This is a genomic window from Nostocoides australiense Ben110, assembly GCF_001050535.1.
GTDB classification, from domain to species: domain Bacteria; phylum Actinomycetota; class Actinomycetes; order Actinomycetales; family Dermatophilaceae; genus Nostocoides_A; species Nostocoides_A australiense.
The window spans coordinates 906,107-929,677 of record NZ_HG764815.1; the positions used below are offsets into that span (position 1 = coordinate 906,107).

A 23,571-nucleotide genomic window follows, 5' to 3' on the forward strand; every position below is an offset into this window, starting at 1 on the left:
CCGCCATCGCCCGCGAACTGGCCGGCTGGTGCTGGTCCCTGGCCGTGATGGACGACTAACACCACCCTCAAACCCGTTCAGGGACAACCACACCGGGTGACCGGGCGCCAGCGCGAGGAGAGGACCAGCGAGTCTGCTATGAGCACCCTTGACCGGGCACGCTCGATCCTAGACAAGCACCCGACTCTCCAGCCGAAACAAGGTAATGCGGTAACCAACCCGCGAATATCAGACTGACCGCGCGTCGCCTGACACGACTGCCTCCCGGCCACCCACCCCTGAACGACGAAGCGGGGTCTGCTCCAGGCCACAGCAGACCCCGCTTCACCCTGCCACTTGACAGAAACCAGTCACATATCAGCAGGGCGTGGATCTCGTGTTCAGCGCCAACTACCATCCAGACCTCGTACGCCGGTGTCGACCCAGCTCACACAGCCGCTGCGGGAGCCTAGGTGTTGGAGACGGGGCACCTGGTCATGTCCGGCGATGCATCGGAGTTGTTGGCGGACAGCCGGATTCAGGAGAACTATCTGGGGATCGCGTGAGTTGGGCAGCATCACGCGGGCAAGCCCTGGCGCCCGCCGGCGCGGCTCGATAGTTTCGGTGTATGAGCAGCTTGCTCCAGCACAAGCTGATGTCGGCGACCGAGGCCATCGACCTGCTCGGGGGCGGTCAGACCGTCGTCGTGCCGACCGGGGCGGGGGAGCCGCCCACCCTCCTCACCGAGTTGTCCAAACGCCGGCGTGAGTTCCACGGCGTCACGGTCTCCCAGATCCTCGCCACCTGTCCGTTCGACTACTTCGACGCGGAGACGGCCGACAATGTCCGCCACAGCGCCTACTTCCTCGGAGGCGCCGCCCGGCCGGGGGCGAGAGAGGGGTACGGCGACGTCGTGCCGACCCACTTCTCGATGATCCCGGAGATGCTGCGGCGGGGAGTCCTGCCCGTGGACGCCGTTTTCAGCGTGTGTTCGCCCCCCAACGAGAACGACTACGTCTACCTCGGTCTCGCGGCGGACTACACGATGGCGGCCATCTCCCGGGCGCGGACCGTCGTCCTGGAGATGCACCCCGGCGTGCCGCAGACCAACGGGATGTGCCGGGTGCACCTGTCGGAGGTGACCGGCATCGTCGAGAGCCGGGGCGATCTGACCGAGATCGGCCCTAATCCCATCGGGCCCACCGAGATCGCGATCGCCGAACACGTCGCCGAGCTCATCCCCGACGGCGCGACGCTGCAGATCGGCTACGGCTCGATCCCGGACGCCATCGTCCAGCAACTGACGCACAAACACGACCTCGGAGTGCACACCGAGATGTTCGGCAACGGCCTGCTCGACCTCATCGAATCGGGTGCCGTGACCAACGAACGCAAGTCACTGCATACCGGCCAGACCGTGCTGACCTTCGCCATGGGCAGCCTCCGCCTCTACGAGTATCTACACCGCAACCCGAAGATGCTGATCCTGCCCGTCGATCTCGTCAACGACCCCTATCTGGCGGGACAGAACGACCTCTTGCACTCGATCAATGGATCCCTCCAGATCGACCTCATCGGGCAATGCGGCTCGGAATCCCTTGGCAGCGTTCCCTATTCGGGCACCGGCGGACAGACCGACTTCGTCCGTGCCGCCAATCGATCCCGAGGCGGCAAGTCCTTCATCGTCCTGCCCTCGACCGCCAAGGGCGGCACGATCTCGCGGATCGTCCCGGTGCTTGCCCCGGGGACCCACGTGACGACTCCCAAGAACGACACCGACTTGGTCGTCACCGAGTTCGGGGTGGCGCGACTGCGCGGCAAGAACCTCAACCAGCGTGCCCGCGAGCTCATCGCCATCGCGCATCCCGATTTCCGCGACGAACTCCTGCACGCGGCCACGGCGCTGAACCTCGTCTACTGATCAGATCGCCGGGCTCTCCTCGGCCCAGGTCAGGACGCGCAGGGCACGCAGGGTGGCCCAGCGCGACGGCATACCCTCGCCGTCGTCGGCGTGGAACCACGCGCGGCCCCGCGGCCGCACGTCCACGGACCACCGCCCGTCGGGCAGGCGGCGGCTGCGCAGCCAGTCCAAGGCGGGCGCCAGCCGGGCGTCGGGGCGGGTTCCGGCGTAGCGGCCGGCCGCCCGGAAGTAGTCGAGGCCGCGCAGCACGTCGTAGTGCCAGCGGCTCGGGTGCGTGATCTTCAGGATCTCCTCGCTGGCAGGTTTGCCCGTGGAAAGACGGCGAAACAGGTTGCGCTGCAACAGGAACTCCTCACCCGAGCGGCGCGCCTGGCGCAGCTGCGCGGAGTCGCCCTCATGCGCGGCATACTGCATCAAACCCTCGAGGACATTGATCGTGCTGTGGAAGGAGGACCGGGTCGAGCCCTTGGCGCGCTCGCAGTTCCAGCCGCCGTCGGGTTGCCGCTGGCCGAGCAGTCGCTCGACGATGCCCGACACGTCGGCGCCGAAGTATGCGCCGTCCGCCACGGTCCGGCCGTTGATGCACTCCTCGGCCTCGCCTTCCCAGAAGGGTTCGTCGTCGTGATCCCACCGAGCGTTGGCGCCGACCCGGCGCACGATGTCGCCGCCGACGCGCGTGGCGGGATTGAGGCCGTACTCACGCAGGTCCGTCAGGGCGTAGCTCGTCGCGGTCCACGGTTGCCCCTCGGCCTCCCAGAGTTCTCGGGTGAACCCGGAGGGCAGGAAAGCGCCACCCGCCCACAGTCCGTCCGCACCCCGCTGCGCGAGCAGGCGAGCACCCCAGCCGGTCGTCTCGACCTGGTCCTGCACCGGATGCCACTCGTGTTCGTCCTGGCCGAGGATGTCGCGCCGCGTTTGCCACGCGATCGCCGGATCGCTGTCGCACAGCCAGGCGATTGCCGCGCTTGTGCTCGCCATAGACCCCACACCACGAGGGTAGGGAACGAAAACGCCCAATCGCGGCAGGAGAGTCGGGCATTTTGCTCACTCCGCGGCAGTCAACCGCGGCTGTGGCCGGTCATCGGTGCCAGGAGGGCGCGGACGGCGGCGCGGTCGAGTTTGTCGACGCGGTCGTAGGTCAGCAAGCCGTTGAGTTCGTCCTCGACATCGGTCAGCTGCGTGTAGACAGACGCGCACAGGCCGCGGGCGAGCGCCGGCTCGATCTGTATGCGGTGCAGCCGCGTCAACCTGCCCAGCAGGTCATCGGCATCGCTCGCCGTGCGATAGCCGAAGTCCTTCTCTCCCCACGTGTGGCCGGCCACGCGCAGGTTGTAGCCGCCGTATTCACTCAGCGCGACCGGCCGGTTGTCGGTGCGGCGCGGCATCCGGAAACGCCGGAAGTAGACGTGCAGGGAGCGGATGTCCCCGCCGCCCTGGTCGTGCCAGCCCGACGCGTGGTCGACATGGCGGGTGGGGTCGAGACGGTGCACCTCGTCGGCGATCTCGTTCGCGTCGAACTGGCCCCAGCCCTCGTTGAACGGCACCCAGCACACGATCGAGGTGAGGGATCGCAGGTGCTCGATCATCTCCCTCAGTTCGGCCCGGAACTGTGTCCTTCCGGCGGGATCCTGGCGGCCGAAGGCGGCATACCGGTTGTCGCGCAGGCGAATCGGAGTCACAGCGGGGGCGCTGATGACCGTGCTTCGGTAGCTGCGTCCGCCGTTCGGCATGTCCTGCCAGACGAGGATGCCCTCGCGGTCGCAGTGGTAATACCAGCGCAGCGGCTCGACCTTGACGTGCTTGCGGATCATCGTGAAGCCGAACTCCTTGGCCGCCACCACGTCCGCGCGCAGGGCCTCGTCGCTCGGCGCCGTGTAGAGCCCATCCGGCCAATAGCCCTGATCGAGTATGCCCGCGTGGAAGTAGGGCTCGTCGTTGAGCAGGAGGCGGGGTACATCGTCGTCGGCGCCGATCCCGACGGTCCGCAGTCCCGCGTAGGAGGTCACCGTCTCGCCGCCGCAGGTGATCGCGAGGTCGTAGAGGTGGGGATGCTCGGGCGACCAGAGCCGCGGCTCGGGGATGGGTATGCGGTGTGCCTCCCCGCAGGAGATCGTCCGTCGACCGCTGCCGACGATTTCGACTTCCGCTGTGGCAGAGTCAGATTCGACAGTCACCTCAAGACCCCACATGCCGTTCGCGTGGTAGGGCGTGGTGACCAGGCGCTCTACACCGCCGGCTGGGACGCGTTCGATCCAGACGGTCTGCCAGATGCCGGACTGGGGGGTGTACCAGATGCCGCCCCGGTCGATCCGTTGCTTGCCGCGCGTGTGCCAGCCGGTGTCGCTGGCGTCGGTGACCTGGACGACGAGTTCGATGTCGCCGCCGATGGCTGTCAGGTCCGCGGTGACGGGCAGATAGCCGCCGACGTGGTCGGCCACCTGCGTGCCGTTGGCGTGGACGACGACCTGCTGGTCGACCGCCCCGAAATGCAGCAGGAGGCGACTGCCGTCGGGACCGGGTGGCAGGGACTCCCGGCTGATCACGCGCCGATACCAGAGGGTCTCGTGCGGCTGCAGGCTGCGGTCGACCCCCGACAAGGGCGCCTCAGGGGAGAAGGGCACGAGGATCGTCCCGTCATAGGCCGCGGGCGGGTCCCCGTCCGTGATGGCGCAGTCCCAGGACCCGTTCAGGTTGAGCCAGCCTTCTCGAACCAGTTGCGGCCGTGGGTATTCCGGTAGGGGGATCATGCCGACTCCAGGACGCGGCGAAGTCGGAGGGCGGGGATGAGAGCGAGAGCGACGACGGCCGCGGCGGCGACGAAGATGGCCGGCGTCGGCACGGTCCGCGCGGTGCCGAGGTCGGTATAGGTCGCGTCGTTGCCGGCGATGACCGCGGCGCCGAGGAAGGGGCCGGTCACCATCGGGAGCATGACGACCAGCAGCATCCGCACTCCCTGGACCTGGCCGGCCCGATCGGCCGGCGTCCGGTCCCGGGTGATCGCGGCCAAGGCCGCGGCGGTGAGCATCAGGCCCGTCAACACGACGGCCCCGGCGAGCAGGGTGGGAACGGTTCCCCGGGCGGGGGCGAAGAGGAGGAGGCCCACGGCATACAGCAGCAAGGTGGGGATCAGCACGCGGGCCTTGCCGAACCGGTCGATCAGGCGGCCGGACAGGATCGTGATCGCGCTCGCGATGATCAGCGCCCCGCCGAGCACTAAGGCGTAGGCGTCGAGGTGCAGATAATGCTCGAGGTAGATCAACAGGTAGGGCATGAAGACCTGGGTCGAGATCCCCCACAGCGCCCATGTCGCGAGGGTGAGGTAGAGCAGAGGATTGGCGCGCACCGCGCTCGGCCGTATGCCGCTCACCACGCTCGCGGCATACGACTCGCCGGGCGGGCTGGGTGCGGCGACGTCCCGGACGAGGGTGTGCGCCGCCACGCCGACCACGGTGACGATCACGCCGACGACTGCGAAGAAGGTGAGCCACTGGCCGTCCTTGGTGAGCGGATCCAGGGCGACGAAGACCAGGAGCATGGCGATGAGCGGCAGTGTCTGGAGGACGGCGTCCACCCGGCCGCGCACGGCGGGGGTCGTCACGTCCGTGACCCAGGCTTGGTATGCCGCGTCATTGGCGGTGGAGCCGAAGAAGGTCATCACACAGTCGAGGGCGATCACCGCGACGATCGCGGCCCCCACGGACAGGCCCAAGGGGCCGCCCGCGGCGATGAGGCCGAACGCGGCGGTGGCCAGGCCCCATAGCAGGTAACCGCCCGAGATGAACGGCCGGCGGCGACCGAGTCGATCCGAGAGCGGCCCGATGAAAAGCGTTGTGAGAGCAGCGGTTATGGCGCTTGCCGCCACGACTGTCGCGATGACCGCGGGATTGTCGGTGATGGTCTCGTAGATGAAGACGTTGAGGTACATGTTCTCGACCGTCCACGCGAGCTGCCCGACGAGACCGACCAGGACGATGGTGCTCCAGAGCCGTCGATCGAGCCGCATGGGCCCGAATCTAGCCTGCGGGCCGTCCGGGCCCTTCGTTCGGCTGACGCTGGAGAAGGTGGCCACCTCGGAGGCGCCGTATGTCGATCCCGCCGGACTCGCTGCGGCCCAACGGGATTGGCGACAGTTCGTCGACCACGCCGTGGCCTACGGCTACAACGGCGTGGTGATCCCCGGATTCCTCGAATACGTCAACTTCGACCGGCTCGGCGACGGGCACCAGGTGTATGCCGCCGACAGCCGCTACCGCGCGCGACACGAGGTGATGAAACGCGAGGTCGGCACGATGTGGAAATACGCGCACGACATGGGCATGCGGGTGGTGTTCAAGTGCGACATGCTGGCCCTCACCGGACCGCTGGAGGACTATCTGCAGCGCGAGACCGGACTCGACGGGACATGCACACCAACCCCGACACCTACGAACGGCTCTTCGCCGACTTCCACCCCAAAAACCTTGTCGTCTCAACGAAATTCACGATGGGCGACTTCGACTCGTGGCTGCCGCTCAATCCGACGCTCGGCGTCGGGGAGCAGGCCCGCCTGGTCGAGATGCAGGGCCACCGCGAGTTCGAGGCCTTCAACGCGATCCCCGACGACATGGGCTCCGATCATCAGGTCGCCCTGCAGCGTTTCCTCGCCGGCAACCCCCACATCGACGGGCTGTGGAGTGGACCCAGGACGGCGGGCCGTGGCGGGCCGGACCGATGTCGCTCTATCTGAAGAGCGGGTTCTGGCAGCTGTACGACCTCAATGGGTATGCCGGTGGCCGTCTCGGCTGGGACCCGTCGAGCGACCTCGGCGCGGTGAACGCCGACTGGATCGCGCGCACCTTCGGAGACGACCCCGCCGTGGTGCGCGCTGTGGGCGAGGTGCTGAGCCGCTCGCGGGAGACCGTCCTCGATGGGCTCTACATCCGCCCGTATGCCGTGCGGCAGGTCTTCGCTCGCGGGAGTGGGCCCAGCGGCATACCGTGACCCGGCGCTGGGGGAGTAGCTGGTGCGATCCGTCGACTACGAGGTTGACCTGTTCACCACCCTGCAAGCCGGTGACGCGACGTCGGGACCCGGCGGCGGGGTCGTCCAGCCGAACCTTGTTGGGTGCGTGGCTCGTCTTGACGACGTGTGTCAGTGCTGATAGGTGCCCTTGACGATGGCTCGGCCCAGGGTCTTGAAGGCCAGGTTGAAGCTCATGACGGCGTTGGAGGCGTCGGCGTCGATGCCCAGGCTCTCCGGGCCGACGGCGTGCACGACGAAGTAGTAGCGGTGCACCTGATCGCCCTCGGGTGGAGCCGCGCCCATGAAGGACGCCGACCCGCCGTCGTTGCGCAGCATGAAGGCGCCCGCAGGAAGGGCGGCCCCGCCGTCGGCGCCGGCTCCCGTGTCGAGCGAGGTGACGGACGCGGGAAGGTCGACGACGGCCCAGTGCCAGAACCCACATGGGGTCGGCGCGTCCGGGTCGAAGCAGGTCACGACATACGACCCAGTGCCCTCTGGCGCCCCCTCCCACGACAGCTGCGGGGAGGTGTTGCCGAGGTGGGCGACCTGGTCGTCCTTGAGGGGCTGCCCATCGGTCACGTCGGTACTGGTGACGCTGAAGGACGCGGTGGCCGGGAGGAGGTCGTAGGGATCAGGGGCGACGGGACGTTCGATGCTCATGCAAATCACGATAGCCAGGCGCGCGCCGATCCGGCAGGGGGCGCCCGTCCGTCATCTGAGGGGGAGCGACACGGGGCGGTCGCTACCGCTCAGATGAGTTGGTCGGCTCTCACCGAGCGGGCTTGGCGGCATACATCCGGGTCGCCCACCACCCGCAGACGAGAGTGATACCGGCGCACCACGCCAGCGCGATCCACGTCGCCCGGGCATCGACCTGCCCGTCGCCATCGCCGGGGGGCAGGCCGAACAGATCGGCCGGCCCTTCGTCGACGAGCCCGACCCGGTCCTGGCCGGGGAACGCAACTGGCGGCATACCGTGGCGGGTGCCGAGGTCTACGGCGCGCTGTGGTTCGAGCTCGCGACCCACGCCATGCGCCAGGAGCCGTATGCCGCCGGGCTCGCCGACGTCATGGTGGCCGCGCAACTGCGCGAGTTCACCCGGATCTACGCGAGGCTTACCACGCCGGCAGAGGCGGCCTGGCTGGCCCGGCTGACCGTCGCGGTGGGGCAGGATCTCATCTTCGACCTGCTCATCGACCGTGACCGGCGGGCCGCGGACGCGGCGGTGCGGGAGTTCAGCCGGATGGTGCGGCGCGAGCTGGACGGTGGCGTGATTCGCGACGAGTGCCGGTGATGAGAGGGTGTCGTAATGAACTCGACTCGCGAAGGCTGTCCACGTGGCTGAGCACGGTAGCGCTCCGACGCAAACCGGTGGGGGTCTCGCCGCCGGGGAGCGCGAGCAGTTGCTGTATGTCCTGGAGTCCCGGTTCGCGCCGGCCCTGGAGGCGGCCACTGCCGCGGTCCGGGACGCCGAGCGCGTGCTGGCCGAGGCCAGGAGCCGTCTGGCCCGCGCCGAATCGGCAGCGAACGCGCCGTACGCGTCGGACCCGCTGATCTTCATGCGCCGTTCCGTCGAGGACGAGGTCGATGGGCTGGAGCGCAAGACGACGGAGAGGAAGGTCAGGGCCTCATACCGTTTCCTTCTCGACCGGTCGGTGGAACTGGCGATGGCCGAGGTGGCGCGCTTCCACGATGACCAGGCCACGCTGCACCGGGAGCTCGCAGAGGGTGTGGATGCCTGCCGGGCGGCGGAGGGCCGCGCCGCCGAGGCGCTGGTGGAGGCCCAGCGGATGCAGGAACGCGTCCGTGCGAGCGAACAGACCGCCCGCCGCGGGCTGCACCTGCTGCAGGAGAAGCTCGGCCCCAACCGCTCCTGACCGGCGGGCCCGGGTCACCCTTCGAGGACCGACTTCATCCGCTCCAGCGTGGTCCGCATCCCGTTCTCGTTGGTGCGGCCGCGGCCGCGGCCGAGCAACGCCCAGTAGAGACGGACCGGCAGCACCGGCTCGAGCCGGTAATACTCGGTGACGTCGGTCCCGGCTCCTGACGGTTCCAACCGGTATCCCCAATTGTTGACCGCGACCTTCTTGGTGCCGACGGAGAACTCGAAGAGCCGCTCCGGCTCACACCGGGTCACCTGGCACGCCGACCAATAGGTCGGGCCGACACCATTGCGGATCACCTTCCCGGCGAACGTGGCGCCTACCTCGGGACCGGTCGAGCCACCGGTCCAGCGGCCGGCCACCGTCTCGGGGCTGAACTCCCCGATCCGGGTCACGTCGGTAACCAGCGCCCACACGCGCCCTGGTGGAGCGTCGATATGCAGGGTGACCTCCCCGCCGAGCGGTTTCATCCGCGCCTCCGTCTTGTGTGCCCGACCGGGGCCCGGCCGGCTCACGGCCAGCGTAGACGCTCCGTCGCGCAACGGCCTTCGATGCCTTTCGCTGATGTCTGATGGGTGGGGAGGCGGCGCGCGTCGGGTCGACGTTCTGGTGCTTCGGCCCCGGCATACGCACACCAAATGGACATCCTCACCGAGGTGGAGGCCCTGGCGGACCGGGTCAGCATCATCCGCCTCGGGGAGATTGTCCAGACCGGCACGCTGGAGGACTTGCGCGCTCAGACCCACGTGTCGATCTCGGCCGTCCTCGAGCGCCGTCCCGACGCGGCCGGCGCTCTTGAGGTGCTGGACGAGGTGCGCCTCGACGAGCACAACCGGCTCACCGCCGCGGTTGCTCCCGATCAGGTCAACGCCGCGATGGCGGCGCTGGAGCCCTACGGGATGTCCCGGCTGACCGTCTCTCCGGCCTCCCTCGAAGACCTCTTCCTGCGCGAATACGCCGAGGGCCAGGGCGCTGCCGAGACCGCCAAGTCCGTTGCTGCAGAGGGCAGCCGGTGAGCGCGGTCACCGGCACGCGCACCCTGACCGCGGCGTCCATCCGGCAGGACGCCCGCAATATCGCGCCCAGTCGAGATCGGAGCGACCGCGATCAACCGCCAGATTGGGATGTAGCCCAGGGCGCCATTCCCATAATCCGTCGCAGTCGTCCCACACTCCTCAGTGGAAGTGGCCGAACGGGTAGGTCAGGGGCCTTGTTCGATGTCTGGTGAAGCTCCAACGAAGGTAAGAAGTTCCTGGTCGAGCACGGCCAGGGTCTCGGGATCGGGTTGGGCGCCGAGCGCGTCGAGCACGGTCGCGAAGAATAGGCGGACGCCCACGGCATACGCGATGTGCGCGATGTCCGCGTCGCCCAGGCCGAGGGTGCGAAGCTTGTCCACGTCGGGCTGCTGCACTGAGCTGGGGGCAGTCGCGACCTGGGTCGCGAACCGGTAGATGGCGGCGTCCACGGCGCCAAGCTGGCCGCCGTCCGGGTCCTTGACGAGCCCTCGGAGCGTGGGCTCGTCGCGGCAGACGTCCCTGAGCATCTTCGCGTGCGCGGCGGTGCAGTAGGCCGAGCCGCGCGCGCGGGCGGTAGCGATGGTGACCAGTTCGAAGCGTCGCCGGTCCATGGTCGTTCGCGCAGCGGAGGCGAGGGCGATCCACGCCGTGGCGACCTCGGGCCGGGCGGCGAAGCAGCCGGTGTAGTCGGGGACGAAGCCCCAGGCATCGCGTTGGCTGTCGACGTAGGCCGCGAAGGCGGTCTCGGCCTCCGGGGTCGGGGTTGTCGAGATGAACACGGCAGTCGCTGTCGGAGGTCAGAAGCTGAAGGTGGTTGCCGGGTCGTCGCCGATCCATTCCCACAGCTGGACCGAGCCGGCCTTGGTGGCGTTGTCGACCAGGTCGTCGCCGTCGATTCCCTTGGCGTCCAAGCAGATTCCGCAGGCGATCATGGTTCCTCCGGCCGCGGCATACCGCTGCATGAGGTTGTCCAGCGGAGGGCACCCGTCGCACGCGACGGCGCGGGCGTGACCGGGCACCGCGAGGCGCACGGCCTCCTTGGTGAGGAACATCAAGGTCGGCCGACCCGACTCGGCGGCACCGACGGCGACGAGCAGGGCCACGGTGACCTTCTCCGGATCCTCGAGGCCGGTCGTCACACTGATGGCTGCCTTGTTCATGCTGCGCTCCTGTCCGTGTCACCGACCCCTTGGCCAGTGATCACGACGCTAGGCCGACGGCTGACGGCTGCAACAGCGCGCCACCACTCAACCTGCCGCGTCGTCCCGGGAGCCGGCTGTCGGTCAGCGCTCAGTAGGTGTGGCGCCCAACAGGATCGCCACCGCACCCGCGCGAGCGGACGGGCCCGACAGTCCCAGCTTCGCGTAGATCCGCTGGAGGTGCCGCTCCACCGTGCGGACGCTCAGGGTCAGGTCTGCGGCGATCGAGGAGTTGTCACGGCCTTGCGCGACCAGGCGCAGAACCTCCAGCTCGCGCGTGGACAGGGAGCCCACACCCAGGCCGGCATCACCTGACGCCGAGGCGTCCCCGGCCAGGAAGGCCGTCACCTCACGGACGAAGACCGGCCAGGCCGGCTCGTCCTCGAGGAGGATGTGGTTGCGGCTGTCGAGGGGCACAAGCCGGGCGTCGGTGATGCCGGCGGCGAGGGAGCGTCCGTGCTCGAAGTCGTTCATCCGCTCATGCCGCGAGTGGATGACGAGGGTCGGCACGGTGAGGTCGGGAAGGACACCGGTGGCGTCCGCCCGGCCCCGCTCCACCCGGGACTCATATGCCGTCTTCGCGGACGCGGAGCGATGGTGCAGCTCGTCGAGCCACACCATCTGCTCCTCCGATGCGTCGGGGATCATCATTGAGGTGAACACGCGCCGGAAGAGGGGATCCTTGCGGTCCCAGCCGGCACGGATCATCGCTTGAAAGGCCTCTTCCAGGGCCCGGTCGTCATCCGTCACGTGCTGCGACGACGCGGAATACGTGCTCGCGCAGACCAGCCTCGTCACCCGTTCGGGGTGACGATGTGCGTAGTGCAGCGCGACCGGCCCGCCCTGGGCCATCGCCATGAGCGCGAACCGGTCCAGGCCGGCGTGGTCGGTGACGGCCTCGAGGTCCTCGATTCGCCGCTCCAGGCTGAAGTCGGCCACGTCACGATCCGACATGCCGTGCCCGCGCTCGTCGAACCGCACGACGGTGGCGACCCGGCCCAGCTCGACGAGGTAGTGGCGCCAGACCGGGCTCTGCCAGTCGTACTCCAGGTGGCTGAGCCAGCAGGCGTCGAGCAGGAGCGGTGGACCGGTGCCGTGCACGGCATACGCGATCCGCGTCCCGTCCGCGGACCGGCAGAACCGCACCCGCTGGGACGCCTCAAGTGCAGCGACGCTGCGCATCTAGACAGTGTAGGGAGATGCGGGCAACCCGTCGTGTTGGGCACAACAGCTCGCGCGGGCCAGCCCGGACTTGATGCGGGAGCTGCTCTCCACGTTCCTCAACGCGTTGCTCTCGGCGCCGGCCGGCAAAGTGCGGCGTGGACCTCTTACGTCTCACCAAGTCTCAGATCCCCGGCCAAGTCTTCGATTCACTCGCGCCGGACAGCAATCGCCCCCCCGGCTGCAATGGTCTGCGTCGACCACCTCGAGCTGACCGGGCTGCGTCAGGCGGGCTGGACGCCTGCCCGTGCCCCTGAAGACGTCGGGGCTCTCCAGACCCGTGGGTTGTATGCCGTCGTCAGGCACCCGCTCATGACCGGCCTTCTGCTGGCGTTCTGGGCCACCCCTCACATGGGTCGCGGGCATCTTGTCTTCGCCGCCGGATCCACGGCATACATCCTCCTCGGGGTGTGCTTCGAGGAACGTGACCTGCGGCGCGAGTTCGGCGGGGACTACGAGGCGTATGCGCAGCGTGTCCGCTCTCTCTTGCCATTGCCCTCGCGCCACTGGTCTAGCCCTCGAGCTCGCGGCGGACCAGCCCACTGAACTCCTCGACCGCAGCGTCGGCTGCGTCCCGGTCGCGGTCGATGAGCAGCCCGAAGATCAGGCCCTGACCGACCGCCAAGGTCAGCCGGGCCAGCCGGGCGGCCTTGTCCGCAGTGGTTCGCTCGGCGTAGAGCCGCGTGAACTCCCGCACTTGTGCCGCGACCATCACCTCCCCGAGGCGCGCGGCATACGGCTCGTGCCGCATGGCGTGGGTTGCGAGCTCGAACCAAAGGGCGCCGAACACCTCGGCGCCCTCGACGGTCTTACGCCAGTTGAGGTCGCCGGCGGCCGTGCGATCCGGTTCCTCATCGAACAAGCGCCCGATGCGCTCGGCCTGTCCACCGGCGACAGCATCGATGACCGCGGTCAGGACGTCCTCACGAGATCCGAAGTGGTAGTGGAGCATTCGCTGACTCGTCCCGATCGCGGCCGCGAGGCTGCGCAGACTCGTGTCACGGACCCCGTGCTCGGCGTAGTGCGCGACGACCTTGGCAAGCAGCGCGTCCCGTGCGGCTGTCACCCTTGCTCCGCGAGCCGCGCGAAGGTCCGTGCCTCGAGCTCGATCATTCGCGCGGTGCGGCGTGCGGCCAGGAGGGCGACCGGGCGCGCCAGCAGGCCGCGCCACTCGATGCCCAGCTCGAGGCTCGCGCCGTCTGCACCGGCCGTCACCACGTGCGTGGCCCTGGTCGTGATACCGGGGCTTGCTGCCGACCACGTGAAGCTCTCACCATCCGTGAGCTCGAGGACCTCGTATGTCGCCGGGGGGAGACCGGGCTGGCGCACACGGTAACGAGCCCCCTCGACGAGGCCGTCGCCCTCGACCTGGGTGACGGACGTGAAGGTGCTCAGCTGTTCCGGCCACGAGGTGACGTCGGCCAGGACTGTCCAAACTTGCTGGACGGAAGCGGAGGTGTCTGCGTAGGCTTTCAACATGTATCACATGATACATGTTGAAAGTTGTCGAGAGCGACGAAGAGGACGTCTTGATGGATCCTAGAACCCGAGTGTCCGACGGTGAACTCCACGGTTCGTGGAGCGGGGACGTCGCGGTGTTCCGCGGAGTGCCTTTTGCCTCGCTCCCAGCGCGCTTCGCCGCGCCGGCTCCCCCGGAGCCGTGGACCGGCCGTCGGACGGCGACGACATTCGGACCTCCGCCGCCACAGTCCGGCGCACCAGACAGCGCAGTCTCTGCAACCGACGGCGACGACTGGCTGACGCTCAACGTCTGGTCACCCGACCTCGCCGGCCAGCTCCCCGTCATGGTCTGGATCCAAGGCGGCGGCTACCTGTTCGGGACATCCGGCCTGCCGGAATACGACGGGACGAGGCTGGCCCGGCAAGGTGTCGTCGTCGTGACGTTCAACTACCGCGTGGGCCTCGAGGGCTTCGGTCAGATCGACGGGACCCCGTCCAACCGTGGGCTCCTCGATCAGGTTGCTGCACTTGCGTGGGTGCAGGACAACATCACCGCCTTCGGTGGCGACCCGCTGCGGGTCACCCTGTTCGGTCAATCCGCCGGGGCAGGCTCGATCGCGAGCCTGCTCGTCATGCCCCGGGCATCCGGCCTCTTCGCGCGTGCGATCGCCCAGAGCGTGCCGGGGGTGTTCTTCACGCCCGCTCTCGCTGCGGACATCACCAGGGCTTGCGCCGCCCACGTGGGTCGGCTACCGACGGAGCTCGACCGCGTCGACCCCAGGGTATTGGCGGAGGCTGGTGGCGCAGTCCTGGCGACCGCGAACGAGCACGTCCAACGATGGGGGCTCGCAGCGCACGCGGGCGTGGTGTTCGCTCCGGTCGTCGACGGGGATGTCCTCCCGACGACACCGTGGTCCGGACTGGGCGAAGGCGTCGACCTGCTCGTCGGCCACACGCGCCATGAGCAGCGACTGCTCAGTGCCCTCACGGGCCGCCTCGGCCGGGTCACGGTGGAGCAGGCGCAGGAGAGCGCGCGACTCTTCGCCCCGGACCCGGAGGCGTACCTGCGGCGCTTCAGCGACCCCGAGGAGCTGGACGACTTCGCACGGTCCGACTGGCTCTTCCGGATGCCCTCAGTCAAGCTCGCAGAGGCCCATCTCACCGTCGGACCGACATACGTCTATGAGCTGACCTGGTCAGCCCCGGGCATGGGCGGGATCCTCGGGGCCTGCCACGGCCTCGACGTCCCCCTCGTATTCGGCAACCTCGCGGAGGGCCAGACGGCCATGCTCATCGGTGACGAGATAGCCGCCGCTCGTGCAGTGTCCGATCGGATGCAGGCCGCCTGGACGGCATTCGCCGCCACAGGGACCCCCGGATGGCCAACCTTCGACTCTGGTAGGTGCTGCGTGTTCGACACGGACCCGCAGATCGCCGACTATCCGGAGGAGTTCTCACGCCGACACTGGACCTCGGCACCTGATGTGCTCGACCTCTCCTAACCCTCCTGGCCCCCCGTCCCTGGCCGCCTCCGACCCAGTCGGCGGTCGGTACCGCGTCGGGGTCACCGTCACAGTCGTGACGCCGAGCCTGCTCGTGGTCCTGGACCTGCTGTTCGGTGCGCTGGCTTCAGGGGGATCGGGTCCTGGTCGTCAGCCCGCCCTTGGACAGCTGGCTTCCGACAGGTCATCTGCAGCCAACCCCGCGCCCTCAGCGTCGAGATCCGCCCGAGTACATGGCTCTGGCCACTCACCTGACGGGCAGTTCAGGTCGAAGATGCCATTCTCAGAATCCTCGTCGGCGCAGCCACCTGAGAGGGTGGTGCCCTCGGGCTTGGCCTGGGTGACCCCGACAACCTTCCTGTCGACGTAGAGCAAGTAGTCAGCCCGGCCGTGGCCGGCCTTCATGACGACCTCGCGGCAGGCCACGCCATCGCTGGCGAACAGGTTCAGGTTCGTCTTGTCCTGCACCGACCACCCGGCATCGGCAAGCTGACGGTCGATGAGCACACGAGCGCGCTGCTCGGCCGCCAGCTGCGGGTCTCCATTACCGGTAATCACTGCTCGCAACCGTAAACGGCGACCACGCCCCCGTCCCGGTACCAGCGCTACTCTCCCCCGACGGTCATCCGTCCCCTCGCCGTTCGCGGTCGAACGCATCGATGATCGTCCGGCCGGCGAGGTCCAGTTCGTTGTAGGCGTGGATGTAGAAGCGCTCGTCCATGTCGGCCGGCCGGACATCGTCGACTGCTCGGAGGAGCGTGCGCAGCTCGTCGACCGCGGCTGCCAACTCGGGTATGTCGTTCCGCTCGCCGGTGTCGTCACCGCTTGTCATGTACCCAGCGTGCCGCAGTCGCCGGGCCTGGTCAGTGGCATCTGAGTAAATGGGGCATGGACGAGACCTGGACCAGCAGAGACCTACCCGTGCTCACCGCGATCGTGGAGGTGTTCGAGCGCACGGGAAGAGTCATGAGTCCGAACGAGATCGAGGAGCAATCGGGTCTGCGGGCTGACGAGGTCGAGGCCGCACTGCGAGCTCTCGAAGGGGAAGACCCGCCCTTCATCACCAAGCTGGAGCGGCGAGCCTCAGGTGGGATCGGTCTCGTTGGCAAGCCCACTGGTCACGCACGACGCGCGGTCGGCGCGGGGCCCACTCTCGAGAGCATCGCCGATCGACTCATTACCGCCCTCGACGAGGCAGCCGACCGAGAGCCGGATCCAGAGCGGAAGGGCTGGCTGCGCAAGACCGCTGCATACCTTGGCAACGCCGGCCGGGATCTCGCGGTCGACATCGGAGCGAGCGCGATCAACCGCCAGATGGGGACGTCACCTTGGAGGCCGTCTCAAACTCCTCGACTGACGTCTCAACGTCCGCCGCTGGAGCGACGATCTGTCTCACGCCGTCTCATACTCGCGGGTAAGTCTCAAAATCGCTCGCCGTTGTGTCGGGCCTGCAGGAAAACGACACTGGGATCAGCGTGGATCGAGGAGCCTGAGACCGATCTCGAGCGAGGGCTTTGAGACTTGGTTCCTGGACGGCCGACGGCCTCGAAACCCCCCGCTCACACCTGGACTGCAGCGCCGATGGCCCAGTGCAGGGCGACCGGGCGCCCGTCGATCTCGTGCACAGGGATGTCGAGGCCGAAGACCCGGCGCAACCCTTCGGCCGAGACGACGTCGTGCGCCGGCCCGTGGGCCACGACGCGCCCGTCGCGCATGCCGACGATGACGTCGCAGAAGGCAGCGGCCACGTTGACGTCGTGCAGCACGACGATCACGGTGCGTCCCATCTCGTCAGCGGCCCGCCGCAGCAACTGCATGGTCGCGCCGGCGTGCTCCATGTCGAGGTTGTTGAGCGGCTCGTCGAGCAACACGAACTCAGTCTCCTGGGCGAGCACCATGGCCACGAAGGCGCGCTGCCGCTGCCCGCCGGAGAGTTCGTCGAGATAGCGGTCACGGAAGCGATCCATGCCGACCTGGTCGAGGCACTTCTGCACGACCTCGTGGTCGCGAGCGGTCAGCCGGCCCTGGCTGTAGGGGAAGCGCCCGAAGCGCACGAGGTCGACCACGGTCAGCCGGGCGGTGACGCGGGCGTCCTGGCGCAGCACGGCCAGTCGCCGCGCGACCTCCTTGGGCGGCGCCTGCAGGACGTCGAGGTCATCGAGCAGCACCTGACCGGAGTCGGGCACGAGCAGGCGAGCCATCGCCGAGAGCAGGGTCGACTTGCCCGCACCGTTGGGCCCGATGAGCCCCGTGACGCAGCCACGCGTGAGCTCGACCGAGACGTCGTCGAGGACGAGGGTCGAGCCCTTGTCGTAGGAGTGCCGGAGGCCTTGCGCGCGGATCACAGTCGGACCGCCTTGACGAGGAGGATCAAGAAATAGAGGCCGCCGACGAGGTTGATGACGACCGAGAGGGGGACGGCCAGGCCGAGGCCGTGCAGGACGACGAACTGCCCGAGCACGAGCGCGAGGATGCCGACGAGCCCCGAGGCGAGGACCAGCCAGCGGTGCTCGTGGGTCGGCACGAGTTGGCGGGCGAGGTTGGCGATGAGCAGGCCGAGGAAGACCATCGGCCCGACCAGGGCCGTCGAGGTCGCGACGAGCACGGTGACCACGAGCAGCACCCGCGTGACGATGCGATGGTGGTCGACGCCTAGCGCCACGGCGCGCTCACGACCGAGGTCGATGACGTCGAGTTGGCGCAGCAGCGGCCAGAGCACGGCGCACCCCAGCGCGGTCACGACCGCACACGCGAGGAGCAGATCGACGTCCACCGTCGTGAAACTCGCGAAGAGCACGGCCTGCAAGGTGAGGTAGTCGTCCGGGCTGAGCAGCCGCGAGGCGAACGAGCTCAGTGACGAGAAGAGCCCGCCGAGGACGATCCCGACCAGCACGAGCACGAAGAGGTTGCGGCTGTGCGCCCGGAACAGCCACCGGAAGAGCAGCAACCCGAAGGCCGACAGCAACAACGCAGTGAGCAGGAACTGCTCGACGACCCCGAGGAGTTGCAGCGTCCCCGCGCCAAGGGTGAAGACGATGACCGTCTGGATGAACGAATACAGCGCATCGAAACCCATGACCCCCGGCGTGAGGATGCGGCTCCCCGACACAGTCTGGAAGACCAGGCTCGACACCCCCACCGCGACCCCGACGACGACGAGAGCGCCGAGTTGGCGGGAGCGCAGGCTCAGCGCATAGCTCCAGTTCCCCCGGACGTTCCAGACGAGGTATGCCGCACACGCGGCGACGCAGAGGCCGGCCAGGACCAGCAGGGTCACCTTGACCCGCCGCCACCGCTGGGCCTCCTGAGGGGAGCGCCCGCCGGAGGTGGTGGGTGAGGTGTCAGTGCTCCGGGTCACCGGATCGCTGCCTGCGAGAACGGCGCTCATCCGTGGGCCTCCTTGCCGGCGGCGCTGCGCATGACCAGCCAGACGAAGACGGCAGCACCGATGACTCCGGCCACCGTGCCCACCGGCACTTCGTAGGGGAAGCGGATGACCCGCCCGATGACGTCACAGAGCAGGACGAAGCCGGCTCCGGCGAGCGCCGTGACCGGGAGGGTGCGGCGCACGTGATCCCCCATGAGCAGGGAGACGACATTGGGCACGATCAACCCGAGGAAGGGGATCGTGCCGACGACGACGATCACGGTGGCCGCCATGACCGAGACGATGACAAGGCCGATGTTGAGGACGGCGCGATAGGAGACGCCGAGGTTGGTCGCGAACTCCCGGCCCATGCCCACGACGGTGAACCGGTCGGCATACAGATAACCGACCAGCCCCACCGCGATGACGAGGTAGAGCGGTTCGTACTGCCCCGCCATGGCGGCGCTGAACGACCCGCTCGACCAGATCTCGAGCAGTTGGAGCAGGTCGACCTGATAGGCGATGAAGACCGTGACCGCACCGATGACGCCGCCGTACATCAGGCCGACGAGCGCCACGACGATCGGGTCACGGGCCGGCATACGCCCCAGGATCTGGAGGAAGCCGAAGGTGCCGAGCAGCGAAACCCCAATGGCGAGAACCATCTTCGCCAGCAGGCTCTCGCCGGGGACGACAAGGGTCGCGATGAGGACGCCCAGGATCGCAGCCTCGGTCGTGCCGGAGGTCGACGGGGAGACGAACGAGTTCTGGGTGATCCGCTGCATGATCAGCCCGGCGACGCTGAGTGCCGCACCGGCCATGAGGATCGACAACACGCGCGGGATGCGCGAGAGTGAGAGGAGTTGCCACTGCGCGGGGCTCGGGTCGAGCAAGTCGCCCACGGGGATGTCGACGACGCCGACCGCCAGCGACAGATAGGCCGCGACGAGCAGCGCCACGGTGGCGACGCCGAGGTGCCAGCGGCGAAGTCTCCCCCCGCGAGACTCCGCGGCCGGCGCGTGCTGGGTGATCGTCAGAGCGAGCCCTGCACGTCCTTGACCATCTGCTGCCACGAGCTGGGCGCAGAGGTGGCGATGTACCAGGAGAAGCCGTCGATCTCGACGATCTTCTTGTCCTTGGCGGCATCGGTGGTGCCGACGAGACCGTTGTTGAGCACGTCGAGCGCCGGGGCCTGCTTCTGGCCGACGACCTTGGCGCGGTCGAGGACGAAGAGGACGCCCGGGTTGTACTGGACGAAGAACTCCTGGCTGATCTCCTCACCGTGCCCGCCCTGGTCGTCGAGCGGGGCGCCGGTCGGCTTGTAGCCGAAGTCCTCATAGACCGTGCCGAAGCGCGAGCCCGGGCCATAGGCGCTGACCGTGCCGTCGGAGACCTGGACGACCATCGCGGTCAAGCCGGAGTCGGTCGCGGACTTCTTGACCTTGGCGACGTCGGTGGCGATCTTGTCCATCAGGTCGCTCGCCTGCTGCTGCTTGCCGAAGATCGAGCCGAGCTGGGTGACCCGCTCGGTGGTGAGCTTGAAGGTGTCGGCCGGGCTCTCGGAGCGCACCGACATGTCGATGACGGCGGGCGCGAACTTCTCGAACTCCTTGACGACTTCCGGTGTCCCACTCCGGGATCCGACGATGACCAGGTCGGGGTTCATCGCGGCGATGGCCTCATAGTTCGGCTCGAAGAGGGTGCCGACCTGGGTCGCCTTCTCGTACTTGGCCAGGTCCGCCGGCAAGGCGGAGTTCGGCTTCGGGACGGCCTGGACCTCGACGCCGAGGTCGTTGAGCGTGCGGATGACGCTCCAGTCGATGGCGACGACGGTCTTCGGCCTGGTCTTGATCTCGACCGTGCGCCCCTGTGCGTCGGTGATGGTGACCGGGCCGCTCGGCGCGGTGCTGCCAGCGGCCGTGCTGCCCGAGCCGGGCGAGCCGCTCGCGGATGGTTCTGCGGTGGAGCTGCCGCAACCGGTCGCCAGCAGGGCGGCCGTCGCGATGGTGGCGATTGCTGCTCCCCGGCGGGATCGGAGGTAGAACATCAGGTCATGCCTTTCGGTCGGTGTTGCGGAGTCACTTCGTATGCCGTGTGGTCGGTTTGTCATTCGTCGAGTGGGGCGTGGTGGTCGCGTCCGGCGATGCCGCGCTTCCAGTAGCCGTCGACCTCTAGGTCGTCCTGGGCGACCCCGAGACCCTTCGCGGTTTGGCGGACGGCGAGCATCGCGCCGGCTTCCCCGGCCGCCCAGACGAGGTCGCCCGGGCGCGGCCCGAGAGCAATGAGCTCACAGACAAGCGCGGTGCCGTTGGCGCCTGCCACGACGGCGACGCTCGCCTCGGCCCGCGTCGGCAAGTCGGCGGTGAGGCTGTCCTCGGTCTCGAGCACGACGTGCACCTCGGCCCCGTCGGGCGCCTCCTCGAGCCAGCGCGCTGCCGCGGGATGAGCACTGTCGTCGACCAGGACGAGGTATCGAGACCGATCCGCCGGCATGACGTGTGACCCGCGCGGACCCAGCACGCCGACCCTGGTGCCGACGCCGGCGCCGCGCGCCCACGTGCCGCCGGGGCCACTGCCGTGAAGCACGACGTCGACGATGACGCTGTCCTCGTCGGGCACCGCGCGGATCGTGTAGTCGCGCATGATGGGGCGCTCGCCGCCTTCGAGGTCGAGTTCACCTCTGTCGGGGTGCGGGAATGCGAGCTTGACGTGGTCACCGACCGCGAGGGGGATGTGGGGCACCGGCGCCGTCCCCGGCTCGAAGGTGATCCTGACGCGACGCAGTCGATCGCTCAGGTCGGACACCTCGGACACCGCCCCCAGTCTGGTGTGCAGGTCGTGACGGATTCTCTCGCCGATCATCGCTTGGGCTCCTCTTAGTTAGGTAAGCCTAACCTTAGTCCCTCCCTAGCATCGCTGGTCACTCGGGGTCGGTGCTGAGTCCTGCCCGCCTCTCGGCCTAGGTGGAGGCAGCGTGACCTCGCAAGGATTCGCCCGGCCGGTCAGCCGATCCGACCGGCGGCGACCTGACGGGCCAGAGCCGCGCGGTCGATCTTCGCGTTGTGCCGACGGTCGACGGGGAGCTCGTCGATGAACGCGAAGCGATCGATGCCCGCTGTGGCCTCATGACGCGCCGCCAGCTCCACCAGCACGGCCGCAATGGCGACCGAGCGATCGCGCGCCGACGGATGGAGTTCGACGACGACCACCGGGACGACGCCGGCCCGCCCGGTACCTGGCGGCCCCGTGAGGGCGCTTCGGGCCACGTCCGGGTGGCCGTTGATGATGGGCCCGCAGCACGGGGGACGGTAGGTCCGACCCCGCGTGCAGCGGCAAAGTTCGCTGCCACATCTGGTCCCCCGGGTCCAGGACCACACGCCGCTGCCAGGCCGAGTCCGCGTGGTCCCCGACACCGAGGTCGCGAAGCACGCCCTTGCGGGTGTTGCGCAGAATGGTCCCGGCGACGGCGGCCCCGGCCGAACCCGAAGGTCCGCACCTCGATCCACAACTGGGCGGCGACCAGTTCATCGATGTCCGGGGAGAGCGTGGCCAGCCGGTTCGCCAGCAGGCTCGCACGCGGGACCAGGAGCCAGGCCAACGCGGCCGCGGCCGGCACGTCGTCGCCCTCCTGCTGCGCCGCCAAACCCGACAGCACGCCGAGGACCGTGCTGCGTTCACCCGGGTGCGCGGTCAGCCAGGCGGGCAGGTCTTCCAGCTCGGCGACGACGCCCAGCGCCTCGTGCTGGCCCGCCCACCCCCCCAATGCGCGGCGGGCTGCTGCCCGCAGGCCCCTGTCCGGATCATCCAGTCCCAGTTGCGTCGCGACGCTCATTTCCAAGTCCTTCCGCCATGTGGTCATGGCAGAAAGGTGGAGACCGGTTGTACCCGGATTCGTCCCGGGACGTGGCCCGACATGCGAGGAACATCGGTGGGGACGTTCGTATAACCGCAGTTCAGAGCACCTCCCTGAAGAAGCCCGTCAGGTGCGTGGCGGAACGGCCGACAAGGTGGGGGGCGCCGCCGCCGGATTCAGCGACATGATCAGGGCAGCTTTGGACAAGCTCGATGCCCTGCAGAAGTGCGCCGAGAACCCAACCAACCCGGTGTTGGCCGGGAGCTGCACGAACAACGCGGTCGCCCTATTGATCTCACCCCGAAGGGTCTTGAGCTGGTCGGGACCTTTTGCTGGGCGGCTGGGTCTTTGTCGTACTGCTGCCGGGTCAGTGGCGAGCACCCGGACAGGCCGCGGTGGCGCGGTGGTCCCCCCGGTCGCCAGCAGCAGCTCGGTCATCGACCGGCGGGCTGGGCGTCCTGGGCGGCTCGGCAACGGGCGGTGAGTACGGCGAGCTCGGCGAACAGGTCGTCGTCGATCCGGGTGAAGTTGAAGCATGACTTGCCCTGCATGCGCTTGCGCAGGGCCGGGCTGAGGTCGGCGAGCAGCCCCGGATCGCGATAGACGGGCATCAGGTGGTAGGCCACCTGCGCCTTCTTGCGCATCACCGCGCCGAAGAACTCCGCGGGATCCTGCGACGTCTCCAGGTACAGCTGGTCCGCGTCGTCGCGCGTGGCGACCAGCCCCTCAGCGTGCTCGCGCAGCATCGCTGCAAGACGCTCAAAGACGGGGTCGAGATCGGGCATCGGCGCACCTTCCGTTCCGACAGCACTTGTCCAGCAGGCTTGCAATCGCTCAGGACTCCTCGCGGGCGAAGCTCACGAGACCGAGGGTGTTGCCCTCGGAGTCGGTGACGAAAGCCTGCCACTCGGTCGTGGCTGCAGGACCCAGGACATCGTCCTCGTGCCTGAAGATGGGGTGCGGCTCGCGGACGGTCCCGCAATGCCTCGAGGCTCCTCCGGACGTCATCAACCTCGAGATAGAGCATCGACGACGGCGCAATCGCGTCGAGAAGCAGCCGGGTTCCGTCCAAGTCGAAGAACACCAGCCCCGGTGGGTTGAAACGGCCAGTTGGCTCCGTACCGAGCAAGGCGCCGTATGTGGTTCCCCCCGAATCGTGGAGGGTTTG

Annotated in this window: 30 protein-coding genes; 9 read left to right on the forward strand and 21 right to left on the reverse strand. The window is 68.4% G+C overall.

Annotated elements, in window-relative coordinates:
• Positions 1–607: 607 nt before the first annotated feature.
• Positions 608–1,900 carry an acetyl-CoA hydrolase/transferase family protein gene (locus tag BN11_RS04310; protein ID WP_048694944.1) on the forward strand — a complete coding sequence of 431 codons (1,293 nt, stop codon included), beginning with the start codon at positions 608–610 and terminating at the stop codon, positions 1,898–1,900.
• On the opposite strand, the gene BN11_RS04315 is transcribed toward BN11_RS04310, so the two are convergent.
• From BN11_RS04315 to BN11_RS04325, 3 genes are all read right to left on the reverse strand, one after another.
• On the reverse strand, positions 1,901–2,878 hold the full coding sequence (locus BN11_RS04315) for a hypothetical protein (RefSeq protein ID WP_048694947.1): 978 nt from the start codon (positions 2,876–2,878) through the stop codon (positions 1,901–1,903). It lies immediately after the preceding gene.
• Between the two features lie 80 nt (positions 2,879–2,958).
• Positions 2,959–4,647: a glycoside hydrolase family 2 protein gene (locus BN11_RS04320; RefSeq protein ID WP_048694951.1), complete on the reverse strand. Its 1,689-nt coding sequence runs from the start codon at positions 4,645–4,647 to the stop codon at positions 2,959–2,961.
• The gene (locus BN11_RS04325; RefSeq protein ID WP_048694954.1) at positions 4,644–5,903 is read right to left on the reverse strand and encodes an MFS transporter; all 1,260 of its coding nucleotides are present in this window, start codon (positions 5,901–5,903) and stop codon (positions 4,644–4,646) included. Before BN11_RS04325 ends, BN11_RS04320 begins: the two co-directional genes overlap by 4 nt.
• A 399-nt stretch (positions 5,904–6,302) precedes the next feature.
• On the opposite strand from BN11_RS04325, the gene BN11_RS04330 reads away from it, so the two are divergent.
• The gene (locus tag BN11_RS04330; RefSeq protein WP_048694956.1) at positions 6,303–6,626 is read left to right on the forward strand and encodes a hypothetical protein; all 324 of its coding nucleotides are present in this window, start codon (positions 6,303–6,305) and stop codon (positions 6,624–6,626) included.
• The gene (locus BN11_RS04335) at positions 6,611–6,880 is read left to right on the forward strand and encodes a hypothetical protein (protein WP_048694958.1); all 270 of its coding nucleotides are present in this window, start codon (positions 6,611–6,613) and stop codon (positions 6,878–6,880) included. The genes BN11_RS04330 and BN11_RS04335 overlap by 16 nt, the downstream gene beginning before the upstream one ends.
• 150 nt (positions 6,881–7,030) lie before the next feature.
• On the opposite strand, the gene BN11_RS04340 is transcribed toward BN11_RS04335, so the two are convergent.
• Positions 7,031–7,561: a YbhB/YbcL family Raf kinase inhibitor-like protein gene (locus tag BN11_RS04340; RefSeq protein ID WP_048694960.1), complete on the reverse strand. Its 531-nt coding sequence runs from the start codon at positions 7,559–7,561 to the stop codon at positions 7,031–7,033.
• 109 nt (positions 7,562–7,670) lie between these two features.
• A complete protein-coding gene (locus BN11_RS04345) occupies positions 7,671–7,874 on the reverse strand; it encodes a hypothetical protein (RefSeq protein WP_048694963.1) in 204 nt (67 codons plus the stop codon).
• 3 nt (positions 7,875–7,877) lie between these two features.
• Here BN11_RS04345 and BN11_RS04350 point away from each other — a divergent pair, with 3 nt between their 5' ends.
• Positions 7,878–8,195, forward strand: a complete 318-nt coding sequence (locus tag BN11_RS04350; protein ID WP_048694966.1) for a hypothetical protein — start codon at positions 7,878–7,880, stop codon at positions 8,193–8,195.
• 43 nt (positions 8,196–8,238) lie between these two features.
• Entirely contained in the window at positions 8,239–8,778 is a 540-nt protein-coding gene (locus BN11_RS04355; RefSeq protein WP_048694970.1) for a hypothetical protein, read from the forward strand.
• Positions 8,779–8,792: 14 nt separating this feature from the next.
• Here the strand turns inward: BN11_RS04355 and BN11_RS04360 are convergent, their stop codons facing one another.
• Positions 8,793–9,254, reverse strand: coding sequence for an SRPBCC family protein (locus BN11_RS04360; RefSeq protein WP_048694973.1), 462 nt, complete (start codon positions 9,252–9,254; stop codon positions 8,793–8,795).
• Between the two features lie 168 nt (positions 9,255–9,422).
• Between BN11_RS04360 and BN11_RS04365 the strand changes: the two genes are divergently transcribed.
• Positions 9,423–9,800, forward strand: coding sequence for an ATP-binding cassette domain-containing protein (locus BN11_RS04365; RefSeq protein ID WP_053084000.1), 378 nt, complete (start codon positions 9,423–9,425; stop codon positions 9,798–9,800).
• A gap of 185 nt (positions 9,801–9,985) precedes the next feature.
• Here the strand turns inward: BN11_RS04365 and BN11_RS04370 are convergent, their stop codons facing one another.
• From BN11_RS04370 to BN11_RS04380, 3 genes are all read right to left on the reverse strand, one after another.
• Positions 9,986–10,579 (reverse strand): carboxymuconolactone decarboxylase family protein, encoded by a 594-nt coding sequence (locus tag BN11_RS04370; protein ID WP_048694975.1) that lies wholly within the window; start codon positions 10,577–10,579, stop codon positions 9,986–9,988.
• 18 nt (positions 10,580–10,597) lie between these two features.
• Complete coding sequence (locus BN11_RS04375) at positions 10,598–10,960, reverse strand: DsrE family protein (RefSeq protein ID WP_048694978.1); 363 nt, start codon at positions 10,958–10,960, stop codon at positions 10,598–10,600.
• A 123-nt stretch (positions 10,961–11,083) separates the two neighbouring features.
• Positions 11,084–12,181 carry an alpha/beta fold hydrolase gene (locus tag BN11_RS04380; RefSeq protein WP_048694981.1) on the reverse strand — a complete coding sequence of 366 codons (1,098 nt, stop codon included), beginning with the start codon at positions 12,179–12,181 and terminating at the stop codon, positions 11,084–11,086.
• Positions 12,182–12,532: 351 nt separating this feature from the next.
• Here BN11_RS04380 and BN11_RS04385 point away from each other — a divergent pair, with 351 nt between their 5' ends.
• Entirely contained in the window at positions 12,533–12,766 is a 234-nt protein-coding gene (locus BN11_RS04385) for a methyltransferase family protein (RefSeq protein ID WP_162213158.1), read from the forward strand.
• Here BN11_RS04385 and BN11_RS04390 read toward each other — a convergent pair.
• Both BN11_RS04390 and BN11_RS04395 read right to left on the reverse strand, forming a co-directional pair.
• Positions 12,732–13,286, reverse strand: a complete 555-nt coding sequence (locus tag BN11_RS04390; protein ID WP_048694984.1) for a TetR/AcrR family transcriptional regulator — start codon at positions 13,284–13,286, stop codon at positions 12,732–12,734. The two genes, BN11_RS04385 and BN11_RS04390, sit on opposite strands and share 35 nt — an antisense overlap.
• Positions 13,283–13,699 (reverse strand): SRPBCC family protein, encoded by a 417-nt coding sequence (locus BN11_RS04395; RefSeq protein WP_048694987.1) that lies wholly within the window; start codon positions 13,697–13,699, stop codon positions 13,283–13,285. Before BN11_RS04395 ends, BN11_RS04390 begins: the two co-directional genes overlap by 4 nt.
• A gap of 14 nt (positions 13,700–13,713) precedes the next feature.
• Here BN11_RS04395 and BN11_RS04400 point away from each other — a divergent pair, with 14 nt between their 5' ends.
• Entirely contained in the window at positions 13,714–15,183 is a 1,470-nt protein-coding gene (locus BN11_RS04400; RefSeq protein WP_235435354.1) for a carboxylesterase/lipase family protein, read from the forward strand.
• A gap of 150 nt (positions 15,184–15,333) precedes the next feature.
• Here BN11_RS04400 and BN11_RS04405 read toward each other — a convergent pair whose 3' ends face one another.
• Positions 15,334–15,741, reverse strand: a complete 408-nt coding sequence (locus BN11_RS04405) for a hypothetical protein (protein WP_157043966.1) — start codon at positions 15,739–15,741, stop codon at positions 15,334–15,336.
• A gap of 64 nt (positions 15,742–15,805) precedes the next feature.
• Complete coding sequence (locus tag BN11_RS04410; protein ID WP_048694994.1) at positions 15,806–16,015, reverse strand: hypothetical protein; 210 nt, start codon at positions 16,013–16,015, stop codon at positions 15,806–15,808.
• A 56-nt stretch (positions 16,016–16,071) separates the two neighbouring features.
• On the opposite strand from BN11_RS04410, the gene BN11_RS22390 reads away from it, so the two are divergent.
• On the forward strand, positions 16,072–16,701 hold the full coding sequence (locus BN11_RS22390) for a hypothetical protein (RefSeq protein ID WP_157043967.1): 630 nt from the start codon (positions 16,072–16,074) through the stop codon (positions 16,699–16,701).
• Between the two features lie 41 nt (positions 16,702–16,742).
• Here the strand turns inward: BN11_RS22390 and BN11_RS04415 are convergent, their stop codons facing one another.
• The 8 genes from BN11_RS04415 to BN11_RS25815 form a co-directional block, all read right to left on the reverse strand.
• On the reverse strand, positions 16,743–17,528 hold the full coding sequence (locus BN11_RS04415; RefSeq protein WP_048694998.1) for an iron ABC transporter ATP-binding protein: 786 nt from the start codon (positions 17,526–17,528) through the stop codon (positions 16,743–16,745).
• Positions 17,525–18,571, reverse strand: coding sequence for an iron chelate uptake ABC transporter family permease subunit (locus BN11_RS04420; protein ID WP_083433522.1), 1,047 nt, complete (start codon positions 18,569–18,571; stop codon positions 17,525–17,527). The genes BN11_RS04415 and BN11_RS04420 overlap by 4 nt, the downstream gene beginning before the upstream one ends.
• Positions 18,568–19,509: an ABC transporter permease gene (locus tag BN11_RS04425; RefSeq protein WP_053084002.1), complete on the reverse strand. Its 942-nt coding sequence runs from the start codon at positions 19,507–19,509 to the stop codon at positions 18,568–18,570. Before BN11_RS04425 ends, BN11_RS04420 begins: the two co-directional genes overlap by 4 nt.
• Positions 19,510–19,583: 74 nt before the next feature.
• Entirely contained in the window at positions 19,584–20,597 is a 1,014-nt protein-coding gene (locus BN11_RS04430; protein WP_048695000.1) for a siderophore ABC transporter substrate-binding protein, read from the reverse strand.
• Between the two features lie 59 nt (positions 20,598–20,656).
• Entirely contained in the window at positions 20,657–21,412 is a 756-nt protein-coding gene (locus BN11_RS04435; protein WP_048695003.1) for a siderophore-interacting protein, read from the reverse strand.
• Between the two features lie 140 nt (positions 21,413–21,552).
• The gene (locus BN11_RS04440) at positions 21,553–21,759 is read right to left on the reverse strand and encodes a hypothetical protein (protein WP_048695005.1); all 207 of its coding nucleotides are present in this window, start codon (positions 21,757–21,759) and stop codon (positions 21,553–21,555) included.
• Between the two features lie 1,078 nt (positions 21,760–22,837).
• On the reverse strand, positions 22,838–23,188 hold the full coding sequence (locus BN11_RS04445) for a hypothetical protein (RefSeq protein ID WP_048695009.1): 351 nt from the start codon (positions 23,186–23,188) through the stop codon (positions 22,838–22,840).
• A 49-nt stretch (positions 23,189–23,237) separates the two neighbouring features.
• Complete coding sequence (locus BN11_RS25815; RefSeq protein WP_327152832.1) at positions 23,238–23,411, reverse strand: hypothetical protein; 174 nt, start codon at positions 23,409–23,411, stop codon at positions 23,238–23,240.
• Between the last annotated feature and the right edge of the window lie 160 nt (positions 23,412–23,571).